16 protein-coding genes are annotated in these 16,455 nt (G+C 54.7%); all 16 read right to left on the bottom strand.

Features of this window, described 5'->3' with window-relative positions:
• Positions 1 to 149: 149 nt before the first annotated feature.
• Genes fmt through WC515_07105 form a run of 16 tightly spaced genes read right to left on the bottom strand, consistent with a single transcriptional unit; the run spans position 150 to position 16,448 of the window.
• Positions 150 to 1,085, bottom strand: coding sequence for a methionyl-tRNA formyltransferase (fmt, locus tag WC515_07030; protein ID MFA5147108.1), 936 nt, complete (start codon positions 1,083 to 1,085; stop codon positions 150 to 152).
• A 9-nt stretch (positions 1,086 to 1,094) separates the two neighbouring features.
• Complete coding sequence (priA, locus tag WC515_07035; protein ID MFA5147109.1) at positions 1,095 to 3,119, bottom strand: primosomal protein N'; 2,025 nt, start codon at positions 3,117 to 3,119, stop codon at positions 1,095 to 1,097.
• Positions 3,120 to 3,122: 3 nt separating this feature from the next.
• A complete protein-coding gene (locus WC515_07040) occupies positions 3,123 to 3,965 on the bottom strand; it encodes a glycosyltransferase (GenBank protein ID MFA5147110.1) in 843 nt (280 codons plus the stop codon).
• Positions 3,966 to 3,986: 21 nt separating this feature from the next.
• Positions 3,987 to 5,333 (bottom strand): radical SAM protein, encoded by a 1,347-nt coding sequence (locus WC515_07045; protein MFA5147111.1) that lies wholly within the window; start codon positions 5,331 to 5,333, stop codon positions 3,987 to 3,989.
• Positions 5,334 to 6,023, bottom strand: a complete 690-nt coding sequence (locus WC515_07050; protein MFA5147112.1) for a uracil-DNA glycosylase — start codon at positions 6,021 to 6,023, stop codon at positions 5,334 to 5,336.
• Entirely contained in the window at positions 6,016 to 7,155 is a 1,140-nt protein-coding gene (locus WC515_07055; GenBank protein ID MFA5147113.1) for a glycosyltransferase, read from the bottom strand. The genes WC515_07050 and WC515_07055 overlap by 8 nt, the downstream gene beginning before the upstream one ends.
• 2 nt (positions 7,156 to 7,157) lie before the next feature.
• Positions 7,158 to 8,201 (bottom strand): NAD-dependent epimerase/dehydratase family protein, encoded by a 1,044-nt coding sequence (locus tag WC515_07060; GenBank protein MFA5147114.1) that lies wholly within the window; start codon positions 8,199 to 8,201, stop codon positions 7,158 to 7,160.
• Positions 8,198 to 8,767, bottom strand: a complete 570-nt coding sequence (locus WC515_07065; protein MFA5147115.1) for an HAD family hydrolase — start codon at positions 8,765 to 8,767, stop codon at positions 8,198 to 8,200. Before WC515_07065 ends, WC515_07060 begins: the two co-directional genes overlap by 4 nt.
• Positions 8,754 to 10,331, bottom strand: coding sequence for a glycosyltransferase family 39 protein (locus tag WC515_07070; protein MFA5147116.1), 1,578 nt, complete (start codon positions 10,329 to 10,331; stop codon positions 8,754 to 8,756). Before WC515_07070 ends, WC515_07065 begins: the two co-directional genes overlap by 14 nt.
• Entirely contained in the window at positions 10,328 to 11,707 is a 1,380-nt protein-coding gene (locus tag WC515_07075; GenBank protein MFA5147117.1) for a glycosyltransferase family 39 protein, read from the bottom strand. Before WC515_07075 ends, WC515_07070 begins: the two co-directional genes overlap by 4 nt.
• A complete protein-coding gene (locus WC515_07080; protein ID MFA5147118.1) occupies positions 11,704 to 12,105 on the bottom strand; it encodes a hypothetical protein in 402 nt (133 codons plus the stop codon). The genes WC515_07075 and WC515_07080 overlap by 4 nt, the downstream gene beginning before the upstream one ends.
• 1 nt (position 12,106) lies before the next feature.
• Positions 12,107 to 12,802, bottom strand: a complete 696-nt coding sequence (locus WC515_07085; protein ID MFA5147119.1) for a glycosyltransferase family 2 protein — start codon at positions 12,800 to 12,802, stop codon at positions 12,107 to 12,109.
• Between the two features lie 5 nt (positions 12,803 to 12,807).
• Positions 12,808 to 13,851, bottom strand: a complete 1,044-nt coding sequence (locus WC515_07090) for a glycosyltransferase family 2 protein (protein MFA5147120.1) — start codon at positions 13,849 to 13,851, stop codon at positions 12,808 to 12,810.
• Positions 13,827 to 14,603, bottom strand: coding sequence for a glycosyltransferase family 2 protein (locus WC515_07095; protein ID MFA5147121.1), 777 nt, complete (start codon positions 14,601 to 14,603; stop codon positions 13,827 to 13,829). The genes WC515_07090 and WC515_07095 overlap by 25 nt, the downstream gene beginning before the upstream one ends.
• Before the next feature lie 4 nt (positions 14,604 to 14,607).
• A complete protein-coding gene (locus WC515_07100) occupies positions 14,608 to 15,678 on the bottom strand; it encodes a GDSL-type esterase/lipase family protein (protein MFA5147122.1) in 1,071 nt (356 codons plus the stop codon).
• Positions 15,675 to 16,448, bottom strand: coding sequence for a glycosyltransferase family 2 protein (locus WC515_07105; protein ID MFA5147123.1), 774 nt, complete (start codon positions 16,446 to 16,448; stop codon positions 15,675 to 15,677). Before WC515_07105 ends, WC515_07100 begins: the two co-directional genes overlap by 4 nt.
• Between the last annotated feature and the right edge of the window lie 7 nt (positions 16,449 to 16,455).

Below are 16,455 nucleotides of genomic sequence, written 5' to 3' on the forward strand. Positions count from 1 at the left end.
CGGCGCCTAGTATCCACGATCTGTCATTGGTACGCCTCGAGAGCGTTGAATGCCCTATAGAAACAAAAGGCGAGGGAGCGGCAGCCTGCCCTCCGAAGCAAAACATCTCTGAATGGCAGAAGCTGCGAAGGAGGGGACCCGTAAAAATTTTACTCGAATCGTGTACCTTTGGAGAGGCGGTGGCCGCGGAGGAAGGCGGCGGAGTCGAGGACCTTCTTGCCCTCGACCTGGAGATGCGTGATCTTTATCGCGCCCGAACCGGTAGCAACTACTATCCCTGTGCTCTCGCCGGAGGCGATGACCTCGCCGGGGGCCACTCCGTCTGATGAGGCGTCCGAAAGAGCGGTCTTCAATATCTTGAGCGTCTTCCGGCCGTAATGGGTGTAAGCGCCGGGCCACGGGATGAGGCCGCGGACCTTATTATGGATGGCCGCCGCCGGCTCGTCCCAGCGTATGAGACCCTCCTCTTTTCTCAGCTTGGGCGCGTAGGTCGCCTTCTCAGGGTCCTGCTTTTCGAAATGCGCCTTCCCGTCCTCTATCAGCCGTAATGTGTCGACCAATAAGATGGCCCCTGCCTCGGACAGCTTCTCGCTCAAGGTGATATTTGTATCTTCCGGACCTATACCTACTTCCTTCTCCGCCATTATGTCGCCTTCGTCCATACGCTCATTCATGCGTATCACGGTGACACCGGTGATCTCATCGCCGTTCATGACGGCCCTGTTCGTCGGCGCGGCGCCCCTGTATCCGGGAAGGAGCGACCCGTGCAGGTTAACGGCGTACAATTTCGGTATCGAGAGGACCTCCCTTTTCAGTATCTGACCGAAAGATACGACGACGAATATGTCTGGGCCGACTTTTTTAAGACGCTCTATCGACTCCGACCCGGAGGCGTCTTCCGGCTGATAGACGGTAACGCCCCTGGAGAGGGCAAAGACCTTTGTCGGCGGAGGCGATATCGCGAGGTTCCTGCCGCTCTTCCTGTCCGGCTGCGTCACGAGCAAAGCTACCTCATGACCCGAATCGATCAGCGCCTTCAGCGCCGGAAGCGCGAAATTGGACGTGCCGAAAAATATGATCTTCATATTTCACCTCTACATTGATATCGGATCTACGTCTACGGCTATTAGCACGCCGTGCGGCTTCTTGAACTTCGCCAGGACCTTCCTAAGCAGTTCGCACATAGCGATCCGGTCCTTCCCCTTAAGCACTATATTATACCTGAAGTAGCCGCGGACGCGCGCTATCGGCGCCGGGGCAGGCCCGGCCACTTTAGCGGTCGCGTCTTCCGCTCTTATGGCCGTCGCGAGCTCCGAGGCGGCCTTTTGCGTCATCTCGTCATTCCTTGCGCGTACGGTGATCTTGACTAGGCGTACGAACGGCGGGAAGAGGAGCTCTTTACGGGAGACGATCTCTTCCTGGTAGAACTTCTCGTAATCGTGCTTGGCGGCAGTGAGGACGGCATAATGGCTCGGCGCATACGTCTGGACTATGACCTCTCCCCCGTCCTCGCCCCTCCCGGCGCGGCCGGCGACCTGTGTAAGGAGGTTAAATGTCCTCTCGCTCGCGCGGAAATCCGGTATATTCAGCGTCACGTCCGCGGAGACGACCCCGACGAGCGTCACCATGGGGAAGTCGAGCCCCTTCGCTATCATCTGCGTACCCACCAGGATGTTGACGCTGCCGGATTTGAACGTCCCGAGTATCCTGTCGTGAGAGCCGGCCTTCTGGGTGGTATCGGAATCCATCCTCGCCAGGTGGACGGCGGGGAAGCTGTGGCTTATCTCCGATTCCACCTTCTCCGTGCCCAAACCGAAGTACTTTATATAGCTGCTCCTGCACTTTGGGCATATGTCCGGCGGCTCCGCCGTGTAGTTACAATAATGGCAGACCAGCCTCTTCTCTTCAAAGTGGTAGACCAGCGTCGTATCACAACGCCTGCATTTCATTACGAAGCCGCACGCCTTGCAGTTAAGGAAGGTGGAAAATCCACGCCTGTTCAGGAATATGATCGCCTGTTTCTTCTCTTTCAGCGTCTTATCGATGGCGTCCAGGAGGACCTTCGAGAATATCGCTATCCTCTTCTTGGTCGCGACCTCCATCCTCATATCGACTATCTTCACCTTCGGGAGGAGCCGTTCCTCGATACGCTTGGTCAGCCGTATCAGCTTATACTCGCCGTGTTTTGCCTTGTAATACGACTCGAGCGAAGGCGTGGCGGTCCCCAGGACGAGCGGGCAGTTATTTAGCCGCGCCCTCTCCTCCGCAACCTCGCGCGCATGATAGCGCGGCACGTCCTCCTGTTTATATGAAGTCTCATGTTCCTCATCGATTATGATGAGGCCGAGGCCGGCTACCGGGCTGAATATGGCGGACCTCGCCCCCACCACTATCCTGGCCCTGCCCTCTTTTATCTTCTTCCACTCCAGGAATTTTTTTGCGGGTGTGAGCTTGGAGTGTATGACCGCGACGAGGTCACCGAACCTCGATACGAAACGCTCTATCGTCTGCGGGGTGAGCGATATCTCGGGCACCAGCATTATGACACCCTTGCCCGCGGAAAGGATGAGCGTGATCGCCTGGAGGTATATCTCCGTCTTGCCGCTTGCCGTTATGCCGTGGAGAAGGAACGTCTTATGCTCTCTCTTCTCTATCGATTCGCGCAATGCCTTCAACGCCTTATCCTGCTCGTCCGTCAGGACGTGCGGCAGCGAGGCAGCCCACTGGGATGTATCGATATGCAGATCTTTTATCGTGGACCCTATCTCCTCCTTGCCTTTCTTTATGCCTGCCGGTACGGCCGCCTCTATGGCGTCTCCCCATGAACAGAAATAGTTGTCCTTTATCCATCGCGTAAGCTTCAGCATCTCTTCGTTTATCAGGGGCTCTCTGTCTATGACCTTGACTATCGCCTTGAGGTCCTTTACGCCAGGGTCGCCGGTAAGCCCCACCACATATCCCACGACGGTCCTCGTCTGGAAAGGGACGAAGACCCTCTTCCCTACGGCGATATCCCCGAGCATCTCATCGGGGATCGAATAATGGAAGGTCCTGTCCATGGGCAGGGCCACCGCCACTTCGGCAAAGGTCTTCTTCCGGTCCTCTGTTTCAACGTCCATATGTCACCGTAGGTTCAATATACCGGTCGGCGTACCCCTGTTGTAACGGCTGCTATAAGGAAAACCCGCAAGGACAGCCGATATTTTGAAAGCGAGGTATCGCTTAATGCTTAAAAGCCCTCCCGGCGATGTAAGGCCCATCGTCAGCTTAAAATCCCGCCATAACCTTTTGGCCCGCATCCCCACCTCATGCCTGGTAGAGTCCATGAGCGCCGTATCGGAGGTGAGGCTCTTCGGGTGGACGCATATATCGGTCAGGACCTCGTCTATATAGAGGAACCTTACGCCTCTGGCCGACAGGCGCAGGAATAGGTCCCAGTCCTCGTGGCACTTCAGCCGCTCGTCAAGCATCTCTCTTCCCAGGACCTGCCTCCTGAACATCGCGCTCGATATGTGTATGAAGTTATTCCGTTTCAGGAAATAGAATATATCACCGCCGAAATGGAAGTACGGGCTCTCTATTACGCGCTTGCCGCCTTCCAGGAAGTAGCTCTCGTTCGTGTAAGAGACGCCGTATCCGGGGTTCTTCTCCATCAATTCAACCTGCCTCTTTATCCTGCCGGGCCTGAATATGTCGTCGGCATGCAGGACCGCCAGATAATCTCCGGAAGATGCCTCCATGCCTTTATTCACGGCGTGTGAGACGCCTCCCTTCTCCGTCCTCAAACAGCGCACCCGGCCATCGCCTGAATACGCGGCCAGCGCCTCTTTCAGGTCGTCCGTCGAACCGTCATCCACTATTATCACCTCGATATCGCCATACCCCTGTGACAGGACGCTGTCGACGGCCCGCCGTATGAAATGCGCCGCATTATGTACCGGGGTTATCACGCTGATCTTAGGCATGGCGACCGCAAGGGTTCGTATTCAATTGAACACATTTATGTGGTTAGCTATCAACTCTTTGTTAAACCTGCCCAGCTTCAACCTGTCTATCTTCCGCCTTATCCTGACCGAAAGCGGTATATGCCTGGTCCGGGCCAGCGCCTCTTTCAAAAATTCATAGTCAATGCCCTTTATCTTGGGCGATACGGGATCTCTCTTATAATCGGAATGGTCCTTTATCAGGGAGATATCCTTCTCCTTGCAATATTCGAAGAGGTCGCTTCCGGGGAAAGGCGTGTAGAATGTCGGGCTCGGGACGTACGGTCTTATCTTCTCTATCATCTTCACCGTCTCCATCACCTCTTCTTTCGTCTCGGTCGGTATGCCGAGGATGAAGTTCGCGAAGACCCTTATGCCCAGCCGTTTACAGATGGCTCCCGCCCTGTAATTCTGCTCTACCGTGGTGCCCTTGCGCAGGAAGTCGAGGATCCTCTGGCTTCCGCTCTCGAAACCTACCAGGAGGAGGGCCAGCCCGTGGCGCTTCATGTCCCTGAAGAGGTCCGGGTGTTTCACTATGATATCGGCCCGGCTCTGGCAGACGAAAGGTTTCCCGAACCCTTTCGTCCCATAAAACCTGAGGAACTTTTCCACCCATCTTATGTCCTCGAGAAGGCAATCGTCGTGTATCATAAGGCTGTTCAGGCCCACCCTGTCCCTGGTCATCGTGAGCTCCTCCATAAAGCGCTCGACCGAAACACGCCGTACTTTGGAGCCGAAGATCTTCCGCTCGGCCGGCTGACAAAAATTGCAATTGTATACGCAGCCTCTCCCGGCGGTCGCTGTTATGAAAGGCATCTTCAGGAAAGGGACCATCGGCGCCTCCAGTATGGGAAAGAGGGACCTGTCCTCGAACGGGATCTTCTCGAGGTCCGGCATCTCCCCCTGTATGACCTTTGACTTCATGGCGCCCGACGCGATATCGCCCGCTACCCGGGGCAGCGTGATCTCGGCCTCACCCTTGAATATATAGTCGATATAGGGATTGCCCATGAGCTCATCCGGCATGATGCTGGGGTGGACCCCTCCCACAACGACCCTTATCTTTTTATCCGTATCTTTTATGATCTTTGCCGATGTGATCGCGGCATCGAAATCGAGGCTCATCATCGTTATGCCTACGACCTCCGGGGCGATCCTCTTCACAAGGGGCGGCAATTCGTCCCAGCCGTAAAGCTGTCTCAGGTCTATCAGCGAAACGGTATGTCCGTCCTTCTTCAGGGCAGAGCTTATATGGGACAGGCCGTGATGTATCCATCCCGTCCTGGGACGCTCCGGCGGCCTGGCGAAGCCGTCCATCGTGATCCCGGGATAGAGCAGGGCTATCTTCATCTATTTCCCTTCAAGCTCTCTCTTTATCTTTTTGACATCTTCCCACACGGTCTTCTTCTCCGAAGGGTTCCTCAGGAGATAGGCGGGGTGGAACGTAGGCATGACCTTTATCCCGTTATACTCGCGGAACTTCCCCCTCAATGCGCCGATCGGCTCCTGCGTCCTCAGGAGCGTCTGGCTCGCGGACTTCCCGAGGGTGCATATCACAACGGGATGTATGATATCTATCTGCCTCTTAAGGTTATCTTCGCAGGCCAGTATCTCGGTGGGCAACGGGACCCTGTTATTCGGGGGCCTGCACTTAAGGACGTTTGCTATGTAGACATCCTGGCGCTTCAAGCCCATCGCCTCTATTATCCTGGTGAGAAGCTGCCCTGCCCTGCCGACGAACGGCAGGGCCTGCCTGTCTTCCTCTTCTCCCGGCGCCTCCCCTACGAACATGAGGCGCGCCCGGCCGTTCCCGGAACCGAAGACGATGTTTGTCCTAGTCTTATACAGATCGCAGGCCTTGCAGCCGGAGAGTTCCTTCTTAAGGGTTTCGAGCTCATCCGGGACGGGTTTCGGTCCATCCCCTTTCCCCGCGTGAACCGGGAAATATAACTCTTCGACGCCGGAGGCCTTCTCCAATTCCATGTAAGACCTGAGCGCCCGCAATATCTCCTTTAAATCATATTCCGCCGCGTTAAGCATCCCTGCCTCCGGCCATCCCGGCCGCCAGGGCCGCGACGTCATAGCAGGCCCGCGGCCTACCGAGGCGGCGCACCGTCTCCCGCATCGCCTTCATCCTCCCGGGGTCCGCCATCAGGTCCTCAAGGATAGCCGAGATATCGCGCACGTCTTTTATCCGTATCGCGGCCCCATGCTTGACCACAAAGTCGCTGTTACCCGTCTCCTGCCCCGGAATCGGCGAGGTCGCGATAAGGGGCAGCCCTTTAGCGAGGCACTCCGTTACAGTGATGCCGCCTGCCTTCGATATGACTATATCGGAGACCTCCATAAAATCGTAGACATTATCCACAAAACCGAGCACCTTCAGGTCGATCCCCATACGCTCTTTAAGGGATTTCATCCTGTTTATAAGGTCCTCGTTATGACCGCAGATGACTATGACCTGTATAGGGCCGGGTACGGCAGCGGCGCTTTTGACTATATCCTCTATGGGTCCGACGCCGAAACCTCCGCCTATTACGAGCACCGTAAAGATATCGCTCTTCAGCTCGAAGGTGCTCTTTATCTTCTCTTTATCAAGCGCCTTGGAGAAGACCGGTTCCACCGGTATCCCCAGGACCTTTATCTTCGAGTCCGCTATCCCCCACCGCATAAGGTCATCCCTGGCCTCTTCGTTCGATACGACATAGATGTCGACGAAATCCGAAACCCACCACGAGTGAAGCCGGTAATCGGTTATGACGGTGATTATCTTTGACCTCAAAAGGCCGGCCCTCTTAAGGTCGGAAGCGACTTCGCTCGCGAAAAAATGCGTCGATACGATCACCTCCGGCTGGTTCTTCAGGAGATGAGTTACGAGCGGTTTTGAATTTGCCCAGTTATTCAACCGCCTCAGTTTGGAGACCGCCAGGTTGACGTAGTAATTGTCGGTAAGGTAATACATGAATCCCCAGAGAAGCGATAATTTATTGACGGCCAGCAGATATACCTTCAGGTATGTCCACTTGAAAAATGCGTTGGTGTAATCGAGCGCGTCGATAAGAGAGACCTCCGTATCCTGCGGCCGGACCTCATCCAGCGCCTTCTTCACCGCTACCGCCGCCTTCTTGTGGCCGATACCCGCCGTCGCATAGACTACCAGTATCTTTTTCATAGTCACCCTTTTTTAAATATTTTTATGTTCTCCCTGACCCATCCCAAAAGAAGCGAGACGCCGTCCGACGGACCCACCTTCGGGCGCCACCTGAGCCGCTTCGACACCCTGCCTATATCCGATATATAGACCTTCTGGTCGGACGGGCGCCAATCCCTGAAGCCGCACCTCATCCTCATCCCGGTCTTCTTTTCGACGGTCTCAACGAACTCCAGGATGGACGTGGTATTATCCGGCCCGCCGCCTATGTTGAAGACATCGTGCCTCAGGCCGCCGGAGTAGAATTTATCGAACGCCCCGATCAGGTCCTCCACATACAGGATATCCCTCACCTGTTTCCCGTTCCCGTAAATAGTTATCGGCCTCCCGAGCAGGGCGGATATCACGAAATGCGCGACCCACCCCTGGTCCTCAAAACCGAATTGCCTTGTGCCGTATATACAGCTCATCCTGAAGACGGCCGTTTTCATCCCGTATATGCGCGCATATTCCTGCGTATAGAGATCGCCTACGTATTTGCTAACGCCGTAGGGCGTGTGGCCCGTCAGGTCAACGGGCATATCTTCGCCGACGCCTTTGACTCCCCTGTAAGCATAACGCTTCGCCCTCTCTACCAGCCGCAGTTTACCGACGTTCTCGCCGAAGACCTTATTGGTCGAACAATAGATGAAGGCGGCCTCTTTCGACCTTTGCCGCAGCGCCTCCAGCACGTTCAATGTCCCAAAAGCGTTTATGCTGAAATCCTCGAGCGGCACCCTCCATGACAGCGGGACCCCCGGCTGTCCGGCTGCGTGGATACAGAGGTCCACGCCCTTACCGACGGCCGCGGCCACATCGCTCCTGTCCCTTATGTCGCCCTTAAGCCGTACTATATTTTTGTACTTTTTGAGATAACTCCAGTTGAACTCGACGCTCTTCCTGCTGTAGCCGAAGAGCTTCGAGCGCATGAGGTTATCGAGCGCTATGACCTTGCATCCCCTCTTTGCGTAGTATTCGGCCGCGTGGCTCCCTACCATGCCTGCCGCGCCGGTCACAAGGACCCTCATCTTCCGCCTCTTTTCAATATGAAATCAACGGCTTCCGGCAGATCTTTGAATATAAAGTCCGGTTTCACATCCCACCTCTTCACATCTTTACGGTCCGTCTTCCCGGACAATAAGAGTATGGTCCTGAGGCGGGCCCTCTTCCCGGCCTCTATGTCGACCAGGCCATCCCCTATGAAATACCTGCCGGCTATCCCCACGCCGAGGTCCCGCCCGGCCTTCCTTAAAAGCCCCGGCTTCGGTTTCCTGCATGCGCACCCGTCGCTCGTCTGGTGCGTGCAGTAATATACTCTCTTTATTCTCCCCCCGCCCTCCGCGATCTTGCCGAGCATCTTCCTTGTGATGCCGTTCAGGTCTTTGACGGAATAGAACCCTTTGCTGATGCCGGCCTGGTTCGAGATGACTATTATATCATATCCGGCTTCGGTCAGTTCTTTTATGGCACGCCTGGCGCCCGGCAGAAAACGGAATTGCCCCCATTTCGTCACGTAACTGTGCGGCGTCCACCCCCCGGGGTCTTTATTTATGACGCCGTCCCTGTCTATGAATACTATCTTATCTTTTGCCATATATATAGTATGAATCGATGACTTTGACCAAAGAATATCTCTCCTTTATATAGGTATCGAGCAGGCCGTCTTCCGAGCGGCCAAAATCCCTCAGGAAAAGGAACCTCGTATTATTTATCTCGAGAGAACGGATCATCTCCTCCTGTATGTCGCGTCTCGTCTGGAAGCCCGGTATCATAACGTAATACTTGACCGCCGGCACCCTGTCGGTAAGAAAATAGAGGAGGTCGAACCATCCTATCTGGGGCACGTTGTGCCTCAAGGGGCCTATGTATATCCGCTCGTCACCGGCCGTATTCTCCCTTATGAATTTTTCGAGTTCCACGAAAACGGGCCGGACGTCATCGGGGATATAGATCGTGCCTCGTTCGAAGACGGCGGGTTCGACCTCTTTCTTCACGAATGGCTTCGTGTAGATATCTTTTATGTACCTCTCCGTGCTGTGGTACAAAAGGAGCGCGGCGAGGAGCCCCACGTACGACAGCATCGCCATCTCCAGGACTTTAAAAGGCCTGTTCCTGCTCTCCGCGCGATGACTGAAAAGCGAGCCGAGTAGGACGGCCGATGGCGCAAAAGAGACGGCGAGGTGATTATCGTCCACCCTGAAGACGAGCTGCTGAAGGTAGAGCACTGCAAGCGTTATTATGCCGGATAAGAGCACCAGCCGCTTATCGAGCCGTTTCTTAATAAAGATATCTGATATGAATAGGAAAACGCTGGAGGCGCATATGATGACAGGTATATAGAATTTGTTGTGGCGTATGAAGATACATCCCCTGTGAAATATGGCGCCGGGATCCTGTATATAAGGAGGGAACGGTATCGCGCCCCACCTGTGGAATGCCGACGGCTCCACGAACATCGCCCGAAATGCGTCATTGAGCGCGCCCATCCTGTATAACCAGGCCGTAAGAAGGACCGCGCATATAACGGGTCCGGCGGCAAGGCCCACAGACCTGACGGCTATCCTCCCGGCCGCGCCGCGGCGCGGTCCGTAGAGGGCGTGTGCCGTCAGGCCCACGCAGCCCGAAAGAAAGGTGAGGAACGCTATATCATGCCGGAAGATGAGGGTTATCCCCAAAGAGACGCTCGCGGCGGCAAGGTAACCCGTCTTCTCCTTTTCGATAAATTCGAGCAGGCATGCGAGCGTTATCATGCTCCACATGACCCCCGGCCATATGGCGCGCGGTATGGAGGGCTCCCCCAGGGAAGAGAAGACGCCCAGGCACATTACAAAGGAAAATAAGGCCCATCCCCGGGACGCCACTTTCCCGGCGATGTAAAATACCGTTGCCAGGATCACCGAAAGTACGATTATATTATAGAACCTCCCCACGTAGAGATGCATACCGAAGACCTTGAGCAGCGCGGCAAGCGTATATGCATGCCCCGGCGGATACATTATGAGGAAGTAGTCCTTATATGGGGTCATGCCCTTAAGCACCATCATGGAGGTATTGAGGTAATCTCCCTCATCATAAGGCGCCCAGCACTTGTCGTACGACGGGAGGAGATATAAAAGGGCTATAAAAAATACGGCCAGGACGAGGTTCATCGGCCTCATACTTCCCATCCCTTCTCTTTGCATACGAGCATAAGCCAGAAGACCGAGACGGGCAGGAGGTGTATGAAAAATCTGCTTGCGGTCGTGGAGAGATGCCACGAAAGGTCCCGCGGGGTGAGCATATAGATGGCCGTGTAACCGCCGAACATCAGGAATACGGCAACGGTCATATAGAAGAGGTCTTTTGAGAAGACCTTCCTGAATGCCGCCGCAAAGGCGCCGATGCACAGTATCCAGGCGATATTCCATTTCTTCGGCCCGAAGAACTGCCTCTGGTATTCGTACAGTATAGCCGGTATCCTTTTGATGCCGGTCACAAACCCGGCTCGTCCCTGAAGGCCGGCCGTATTAAAATCTTCGTGGAGCCCGAGGCCCGCGGCGCGCAACGCGCAGAGGAACGCTCCCAGGAGGGCCAGGACCAGGACCACATATGCCACCCCTGCCCTTACGGACCGGGACCTATCCCTTATGAGGGAGGCCGATATCACCGCGATATTGACGAAGGCGAACATCACCCCTTCGGTCTTCGTCCAGACCGCCAGCGCCAAAAATATAAAGGAGAGCGCGAGGAATACGCCATTCCTCTTCTGTGCTATCCACAGGAAGAGATATAAAATACTGGCGGAATAGTACAGCGTGAGCGGGAGGTCGGCATATCCGTTCGTAGCATATTCGCTGAATTGGGGCACCGTCGCCAGTAGGAAGGTGCCGAGGAACGCCATCCTCCTCTTGATCATCCGTTTCGCGGCCGAGTAGAATATGACCAGGGCGGAAAGGAAGAGGAGAGGGAATATGCACTTTACCAGGAGGTCGTTCAGGGCTCCGATAGATACATAGAAGAACGTCTCCGCGAGCGGCAGGAAAAGCGGATACTCTAAATGCGGCACCACATCCTTGAGGCCGGTGAAGAAATAGTCCGGTATGCCCCGGGCCAGATAGAATATCTTCGCCTTGATGGCATATATCGCTATGGCATCGTATGATTCGATCGGCTTGGCCATGGCCCTGAAGAACGTATACGAGACCTCAAGCGCCGTACCGAGAAGGAATAACTTCTCGATCGGGACGAGAGGCGGAGATACCTCCCTGCCACCATTACCGGGACCCTTTCCCCTCTCCTTACCGTATAATAAGAGAGAGGCGAGGAAGAGCGGTATCCACGGCACGGCGATGGAGAAGACGCTGAAACTTATGCCGGATACCGACAAGAGGGCCATCTCCACGGTCACAAGGCCCAAACCGGCGGCGTATGAGATGGCAAGCTTCTCCGCCGGATAGAATACCTCCTTCCGGTATGACAAGAGCGATATCACGCTCCAGCCTGCCGCTGTGGCTAATGCTATACAGAAAATTATCCTGAACGAGGTGATCATCATGGCGTCCTTTTCAGGATGTACCTTTCCCTGTCTAACCGTTTAAATATCCCGTAACCGTCCCTGGAGAAGCCGTCGAGGCCGTATACCAGGATGAAATCGGGCACCCCGGCCTCTATGTTCGGATAGAGGTAATACGCGGCCCTTCTCCCGTCGAGCGGCTCCTTATCGAGCCCCACTATGGAGTACGTGGAAGACGGGGGCATGGAACCGTTACAGAAACGTATAAATTCGTACAGGCGCGGCCCCGTTACATACGCCCTCCTCTCCTCGAGAGAAGACGAAAAGAGGACCGCATATTCCCCGGCCAGGTCTTTCTTCAGATAAGGCCTTACCGAGAATAAGAGCCATAGCCCTACCCATACGGCCAATGCCGCCTTTATGATCATCCTCTGCGCCATATCAATCCGTAAAACGGTACCTGATGAGGGTCCAGAGCGCGGAAAAACCGTGGACCCAGGTTATCTTCTTCCCCTCCGCATAGCTGCGGCCGTAATAGGAGATGGGGAGCTCGTAAACACGCAGCTTCTTCTTCAGTATCTTGGCCGTGATCTCCGGCTCGATCGAGAAGTCGTCGGACTGAAGCCGCATGCCCTTTATCACATCCCGCGTGAAGGCCTTGTACCCGGTCTCCATGTCGGTCAATGTGGTATTGAAGAGTATATCCGTAACGAGGGTGAGGAACCTGTTCCCCATGAGATGCCAGAACATATGGGCCCGCTGCGGTTTCCCTCCCCACAGGCGCGAACCGTATACCACGTCGGCAAAGCCGTTCCTTATAGGGGCGATCAACTCTTTCAGCTCACCGGGATCATACTCCATGTCGGCATCCTGCGTGACTATGATATCGCCGCCGGCGCACCCGAAACCGGTCCTGAGCGCCGCGCCTTTGCCGGCATTCCTTTCATGGAAGGCCGTCTTGACCTTACCCGGGAATTTCCCCTTTTCCAGAAGCTCCCGCGTCCCGTCCGTCGAGCCGTCGTCCACTACTATAACCTCTTTGAGCATATCGAGCTTGAGCACTCTATCTATGATCTTCAAAATAGTGTCCCGTTCGTTATAGACCGGGATGATGACCGAAAGGCATTCATTTTCCATATGGTTCACCATTCCTTGCTTTTGGCATTACAGAAAGCTATAAGGGCATCGTCCCCTCCGCTGAAGAGATCACTGCCGTGCATGCCCTTCGTCCCCGATAAAAATCTTTTCATACCGTCATCTTCCGGTATCACTACGTCTATCTTCTTCTTGCGCCTTCTCTCCCATAGCCTGTACAGGACGCTGCCGGAAAAGAGGACTCTCCCGGCAGAGAAATACCTTATCTGTATATGGTCCTTGAACCGGGGCCGGGCCATGCCATCGGGTAAGAATATGTTCACGCGATGGCCTTTATTCAACAGGGCATATATGGCATCTCTTCTCCCGGCCAACCAGCTCCCGCTCCTGGCTATGAACGCTATGCTGAGCGGCCTGCCCCACTTCCGGTTGTACAGCTTCTCGTTCTCCCTGAATATCTCATCCCTCTCTTTTATCTTGTCGAAGCTGAGCCGGTCGCGGTGATATACGAATGAAGTTCCTGCCTTTACGCATATATATCCTGCCTCTATCGCCCTCCTTGAGAAGTCCTTCTCTTCAAAATACCCCATGCCGTACGCTTCGTCGAAAAGGCCTACCCTCTCCACCACCTCCCGTTTTATGAGCATGCAAAAACCTCTTGCCGAATCGAGCTCCTGCCAGCCGTATCGTCCGCCGTAAGGGGCCTTATCGCCGAAGACGTTGCTGGCCGGATTTGCTATACCGATGGCCCCGGGCCCTTTTTCGCAAGTGTCGATAAGACGCTCGAGCCAGTCTTCCGTGACTACGGTGTCGTTATTAAGGATGCATATGTAGCGGCCGGCGGACGACCTTATGCCCTGGTTCACGGCCTTTACAAAACCGAGGTTCTCTTCGTTCCTTATCAGGACCGTCCCGGGCGCATCCTTACGAAGCCCCTCGAGATACCTCCTCGTCGCTTCGCCGCTCGCGTTATCTATTATGATAAGCCTGTATGGGCCGTGGGTATGCTCCCGCACCTTATCTATACAGATAGACGTGCTCTCCTGCTCATTCCAGACCGGAATGATTATGTCGCATCCTTCTTCGCGCATAGCTCCCGGTATTTGGCCCATATCAGGAAATTGACGAAGGCGAATAGCACGGAAAAGACGAGACCGTACATCCCCTCCCTGTAACCTTTCTTCTTTACATACATCTTCCAGAATATCTTGAACGTCCTCCCGACCATATTCGCCGTGGCGCGGTCCATCATGGAGGCGCCTTCGCGTTTAAAGAGCGCCTCGGCCTCCACGGAGCTGTAGTGGTTCTGTCTCTCTATGAATTGGGATATGCTCGTAAATGGGTAGTGTTCTATATCCGCTTCGATAGTGCCCGTCTTCCCTTTGTATACGGGCCTCTCATGAAGCGCCCCCTCAAAGCGTACGGCCCGGCGGCGCACAAGGTTCGGTATGTAGTGGCACCATCCGCCGTGCTCCATGCAGTGGCCGAGGAAAAAGTTTTTCCTGCGGAATTTATATACATCGACCGCGTCATCGCTGCCCACTGCTTCGTCCGCCTTCTTTTTAAAATCATCCGTCACGCGGTCATCGGCGTCCAGGTGAAGCACCCAGTCGCCGGATGAGGCATCCATACCGGCATTTCTCTCCTTCGAAAAATCTCCCTCAAAGCGGTGCGGTATCACCCTGGCGCCGCATTCCGCGGCTATATCCCGGGTCCTGTCGGCGCTGTAGCCGTCCACGACTATGACCTCGAACGCCCATCCGGCAACGCGCGCGATGCATTCACGGATATTCCGTTCTTCGTTCTTGGTTATTATGGCGACCGATATCTTAGGTCTGGTCATATGATCATTCCGGGATGATCCCGCTCTCGTCCAGATACCGTGCCGTGGCCTCGGCCGATATCATGTACCCTCTCTCATTGAGGTGGATATGCCCTACCGCCTTCTCTTTGACATCTACGGCCAGCATACCCACGAACGTGTCGTAGAGGTCGAAGACGCGTATATTCTTCTCGGCGCAGAAATCTTTTACGGCCGTATTGATGATCTTGTAGTTACCGTAGCCGTCCGCGGGTATAGTTTCGTCATCTGCGCTGTATTCAAAGCTCGGGAACATGACCACCAGGAACCCTACACCCCTCTCTCCCAGGAAACCCCTTATCCCATCCAGGGCGCTCAGGCACCCGTCCTTTTTATAGAGCAGGTTCTTTATCCTGAACCCGTCCCAGAAGTGCTCGGAATACTCTTCCCTGCGGAGAGGGAAGATATCTTCCCTCCCGGACAACTTTTTGATAAGTATATTGAGCCGGAACTTTACGAATTCGAAGAACCATATCCCGGTGCCTTCATGCTCCAGCGAAGGGTCCCTGGGCATGACGTACTGCGGCTCTCCGTCGTTGAAGAAGAACCCCAGTATGACCAGGTCCGGATCGTACTTCATCCCCTCCCTCTTCAGGAGCTCGAATTCCTGCGCCGTATTATAGCCGTAGACGGAGACGTTTATGACCTCGAACTTCCTTCCCGGGTACTTCCCGTTCAGGATGCGCTCAAGGCGCTTTGGGTAGCTATCTTCAAGGTTGACCCCCCACCCGAACATGTAAGAATCCCCGAGCGCCACTATCCTGTATGTGCCGCTCTCCTTGGCATAGCCGTATTCGTAGTCGCGCAACCCTTTCGAGTTGATCTTATATGAGATGCCGTTATCCGATTCAAAAGACGAACCCGGTTTCAGCGTATACTCCTGCCTGTCGCGTGGCCCGAGCGGTTTCACAAGCGGATAGCCCGGCTTTTCGAGTTCCCTGGCCATCGCGCGGCCGTACTTATAGAATTTATAGGCCCTGTACGACGCCTCGAGGAGAAGGAGGACCGATACGAATATAAGGACCAGGGATATCGACAGGACCATCAGCCTCTTCAACTCTTTCCGCCCTTCTCTTGGTCCATCATGTACCGGTATTTGGCATAACTCATCAGCTGGTAGAGGCCGTTACCGTAAGCGACCACGAAACCTATAAGACCGTCCTTGAACCCCTGCTTGAGAATGTACGACTTCAGGAAGCGGTCGTAAAATTTTCTCATCATCGTCAGGAAATTTATACGCCTCTTCTCATTGAACCATTTCCTGGCCTCGAGCGTCGTCTGGTTATTCAGGCTGGCGAAGAAATCGTGAAAATCCCTGTACGAATGGTGTATTATATCTTTGGTCAGGTGACCGCATGAGCCGTCTATGAAGACCCTGGGGTGCACCTCTACCTCCTCATACCTGAACTTATCCTTCCTGAATAGCCGCACCTTGCCGGCCGGATACCATCCGCCGTGTCTTATCCAGTGGTCTCCTATATATGTCCTTATAGGGATGGTAAAGGCGGCGTCCTTTATCGTGCCGGAGGACAGGAGCCCCGAGAGCTCTTCGTAAAGTTCCGGCGAGGCCTCCTCGTCCGCGTCGAGCGAGAGCACCCATTCATTGCGGGCCGTGCCGTAAGCGTAATTCCTGTGTCTGCCTTCTACATCCATCTTCCGGACCGTCACTTTACCGGTATAGCGTTTGGCGATCTCGGCCGTCCTGTCCGTACTCTCATCGTCGAGGACAACGATCTCGTCTGCCCATGCCACGCTTCCCAGGCACCTCGCCATATTATCTTCTTCATTCTTGGTTATCACTACAACCGATACCGGTAATTTTTTCATTTCTCTC

This window comes from Candidatus Omnitrophota bacterium (genome assembly GCA_041650805.1).
Lineage (GTDB): Bacteria > Omnitrophota > Gorgyraeia > 2-01-FULL-45-10 > 2-01-FULL-45-10 > JBAZKM01.

Excerpts from the sequence above, each read along its gene's own strand:
- WC515_07065 (MFA5147115.1), bottom strand. The coding sequence starts at position 8,767 with ATGGCAAAAGATAAGATAGTATTCATAGACAGGGACGGCGTCATAAAT.
- fmt (MFA5147108.1), bottom strand. The coding sequence starts at position 1,085 with ATGAAGATCATATTTTTCGGCACGTCCAATTTCGCGCTTCCGGCGCTG.
- WC515_07080 (MFA5147118.1), bottom strand. The coding sequence starts at position 12,105 with ATGGCGCAGAGGATGATCATAAAGGCGGCATTGGCCGTATGGGTAGGG.
- priA (MFA5147109.1), bottom strand. The coding sequence starts at position 3,119 with ATGGACGTTGAAACAGAGGACCGGAAGAAGACCTTTGCCGAAGTGGCG.
- WC515_07075 (MFA5147117.1), bottom strand. The coding sequence starts at position 11,707 with ATGATGATCACCTCGTTCAGGATAATTTTCTGTATAGCATTAGCCACA.
- WC515_07105 (MFA5147123.1), bottom strand. The coding sequence starts at position 16,448 with ATGAAAAAATTACCGGTATCGGTTGTAGTGATAACCAAGAATGAAGAA.
- WC515_07070 (MFA5147116.1), bottom strand. The coding sequence starts at position 10,331 with ATGAGGCCGATGAACCTCGTCCTGGCCGTATTTTTTATAGCCCTTTTA.
- WC515_07050 (MFA5147112.1), bottom strand. The coding sequence starts at position 6,023 with ATGCTTAACGCGGCGGAATATGATTTAAAGGAGATATTGCGGGCGCTC.
- WC515_07045 (MFA5147111.1), bottom strand. The coding sequence starts at position 5,333 with ATGAAGATAGCCCTGCTCTATCCCGGGATCACGATGGACGGCTTCGCC.
- WC515_07060 (MFA5147114.1), bottom strand. The coding sequence starts at position 8,201 with ATGAGGGTCCTTGTGACCGGCGCGGCAGGCATGGTAGGGAGCCACGCG.
- WC515_07090 (MFA5147120.1), bottom strand. The coding sequence starts at position 13,851 with ATGCGCGAAGAAGGATGCGACATAATCATTCCGGTCTGGAATGAGCAG.
- WC515_07040 (MFA5147110.1), bottom strand. The coding sequence starts at position 3,965 with ATGCCTAAGATCAGCGTGATAACCCCGGTACATAATGCGGCGCATTTC.
- WC515_07085 (MFA5147119.1), bottom strand. The coding sequence starts at position 12,802 with ATGGAAAATGAATGCCTTTCGGTCATCATCCCGGTCTATAACGAACGG.
- WC515_07055 (MFA5147113.1), bottom strand. The coding sequence starts at position 7,155 with ATGAAAAAGATACTGGTAGTCTATGCGACGGCGGGTATCGGCCACAAG.
- WC515_07095 (MFA5147121.1), bottom strand. The coding sequence starts at position 14,603 with ATGACCAGACCTAAGATATCGGTCGCCATAATAACCAAGAACGAAGAA.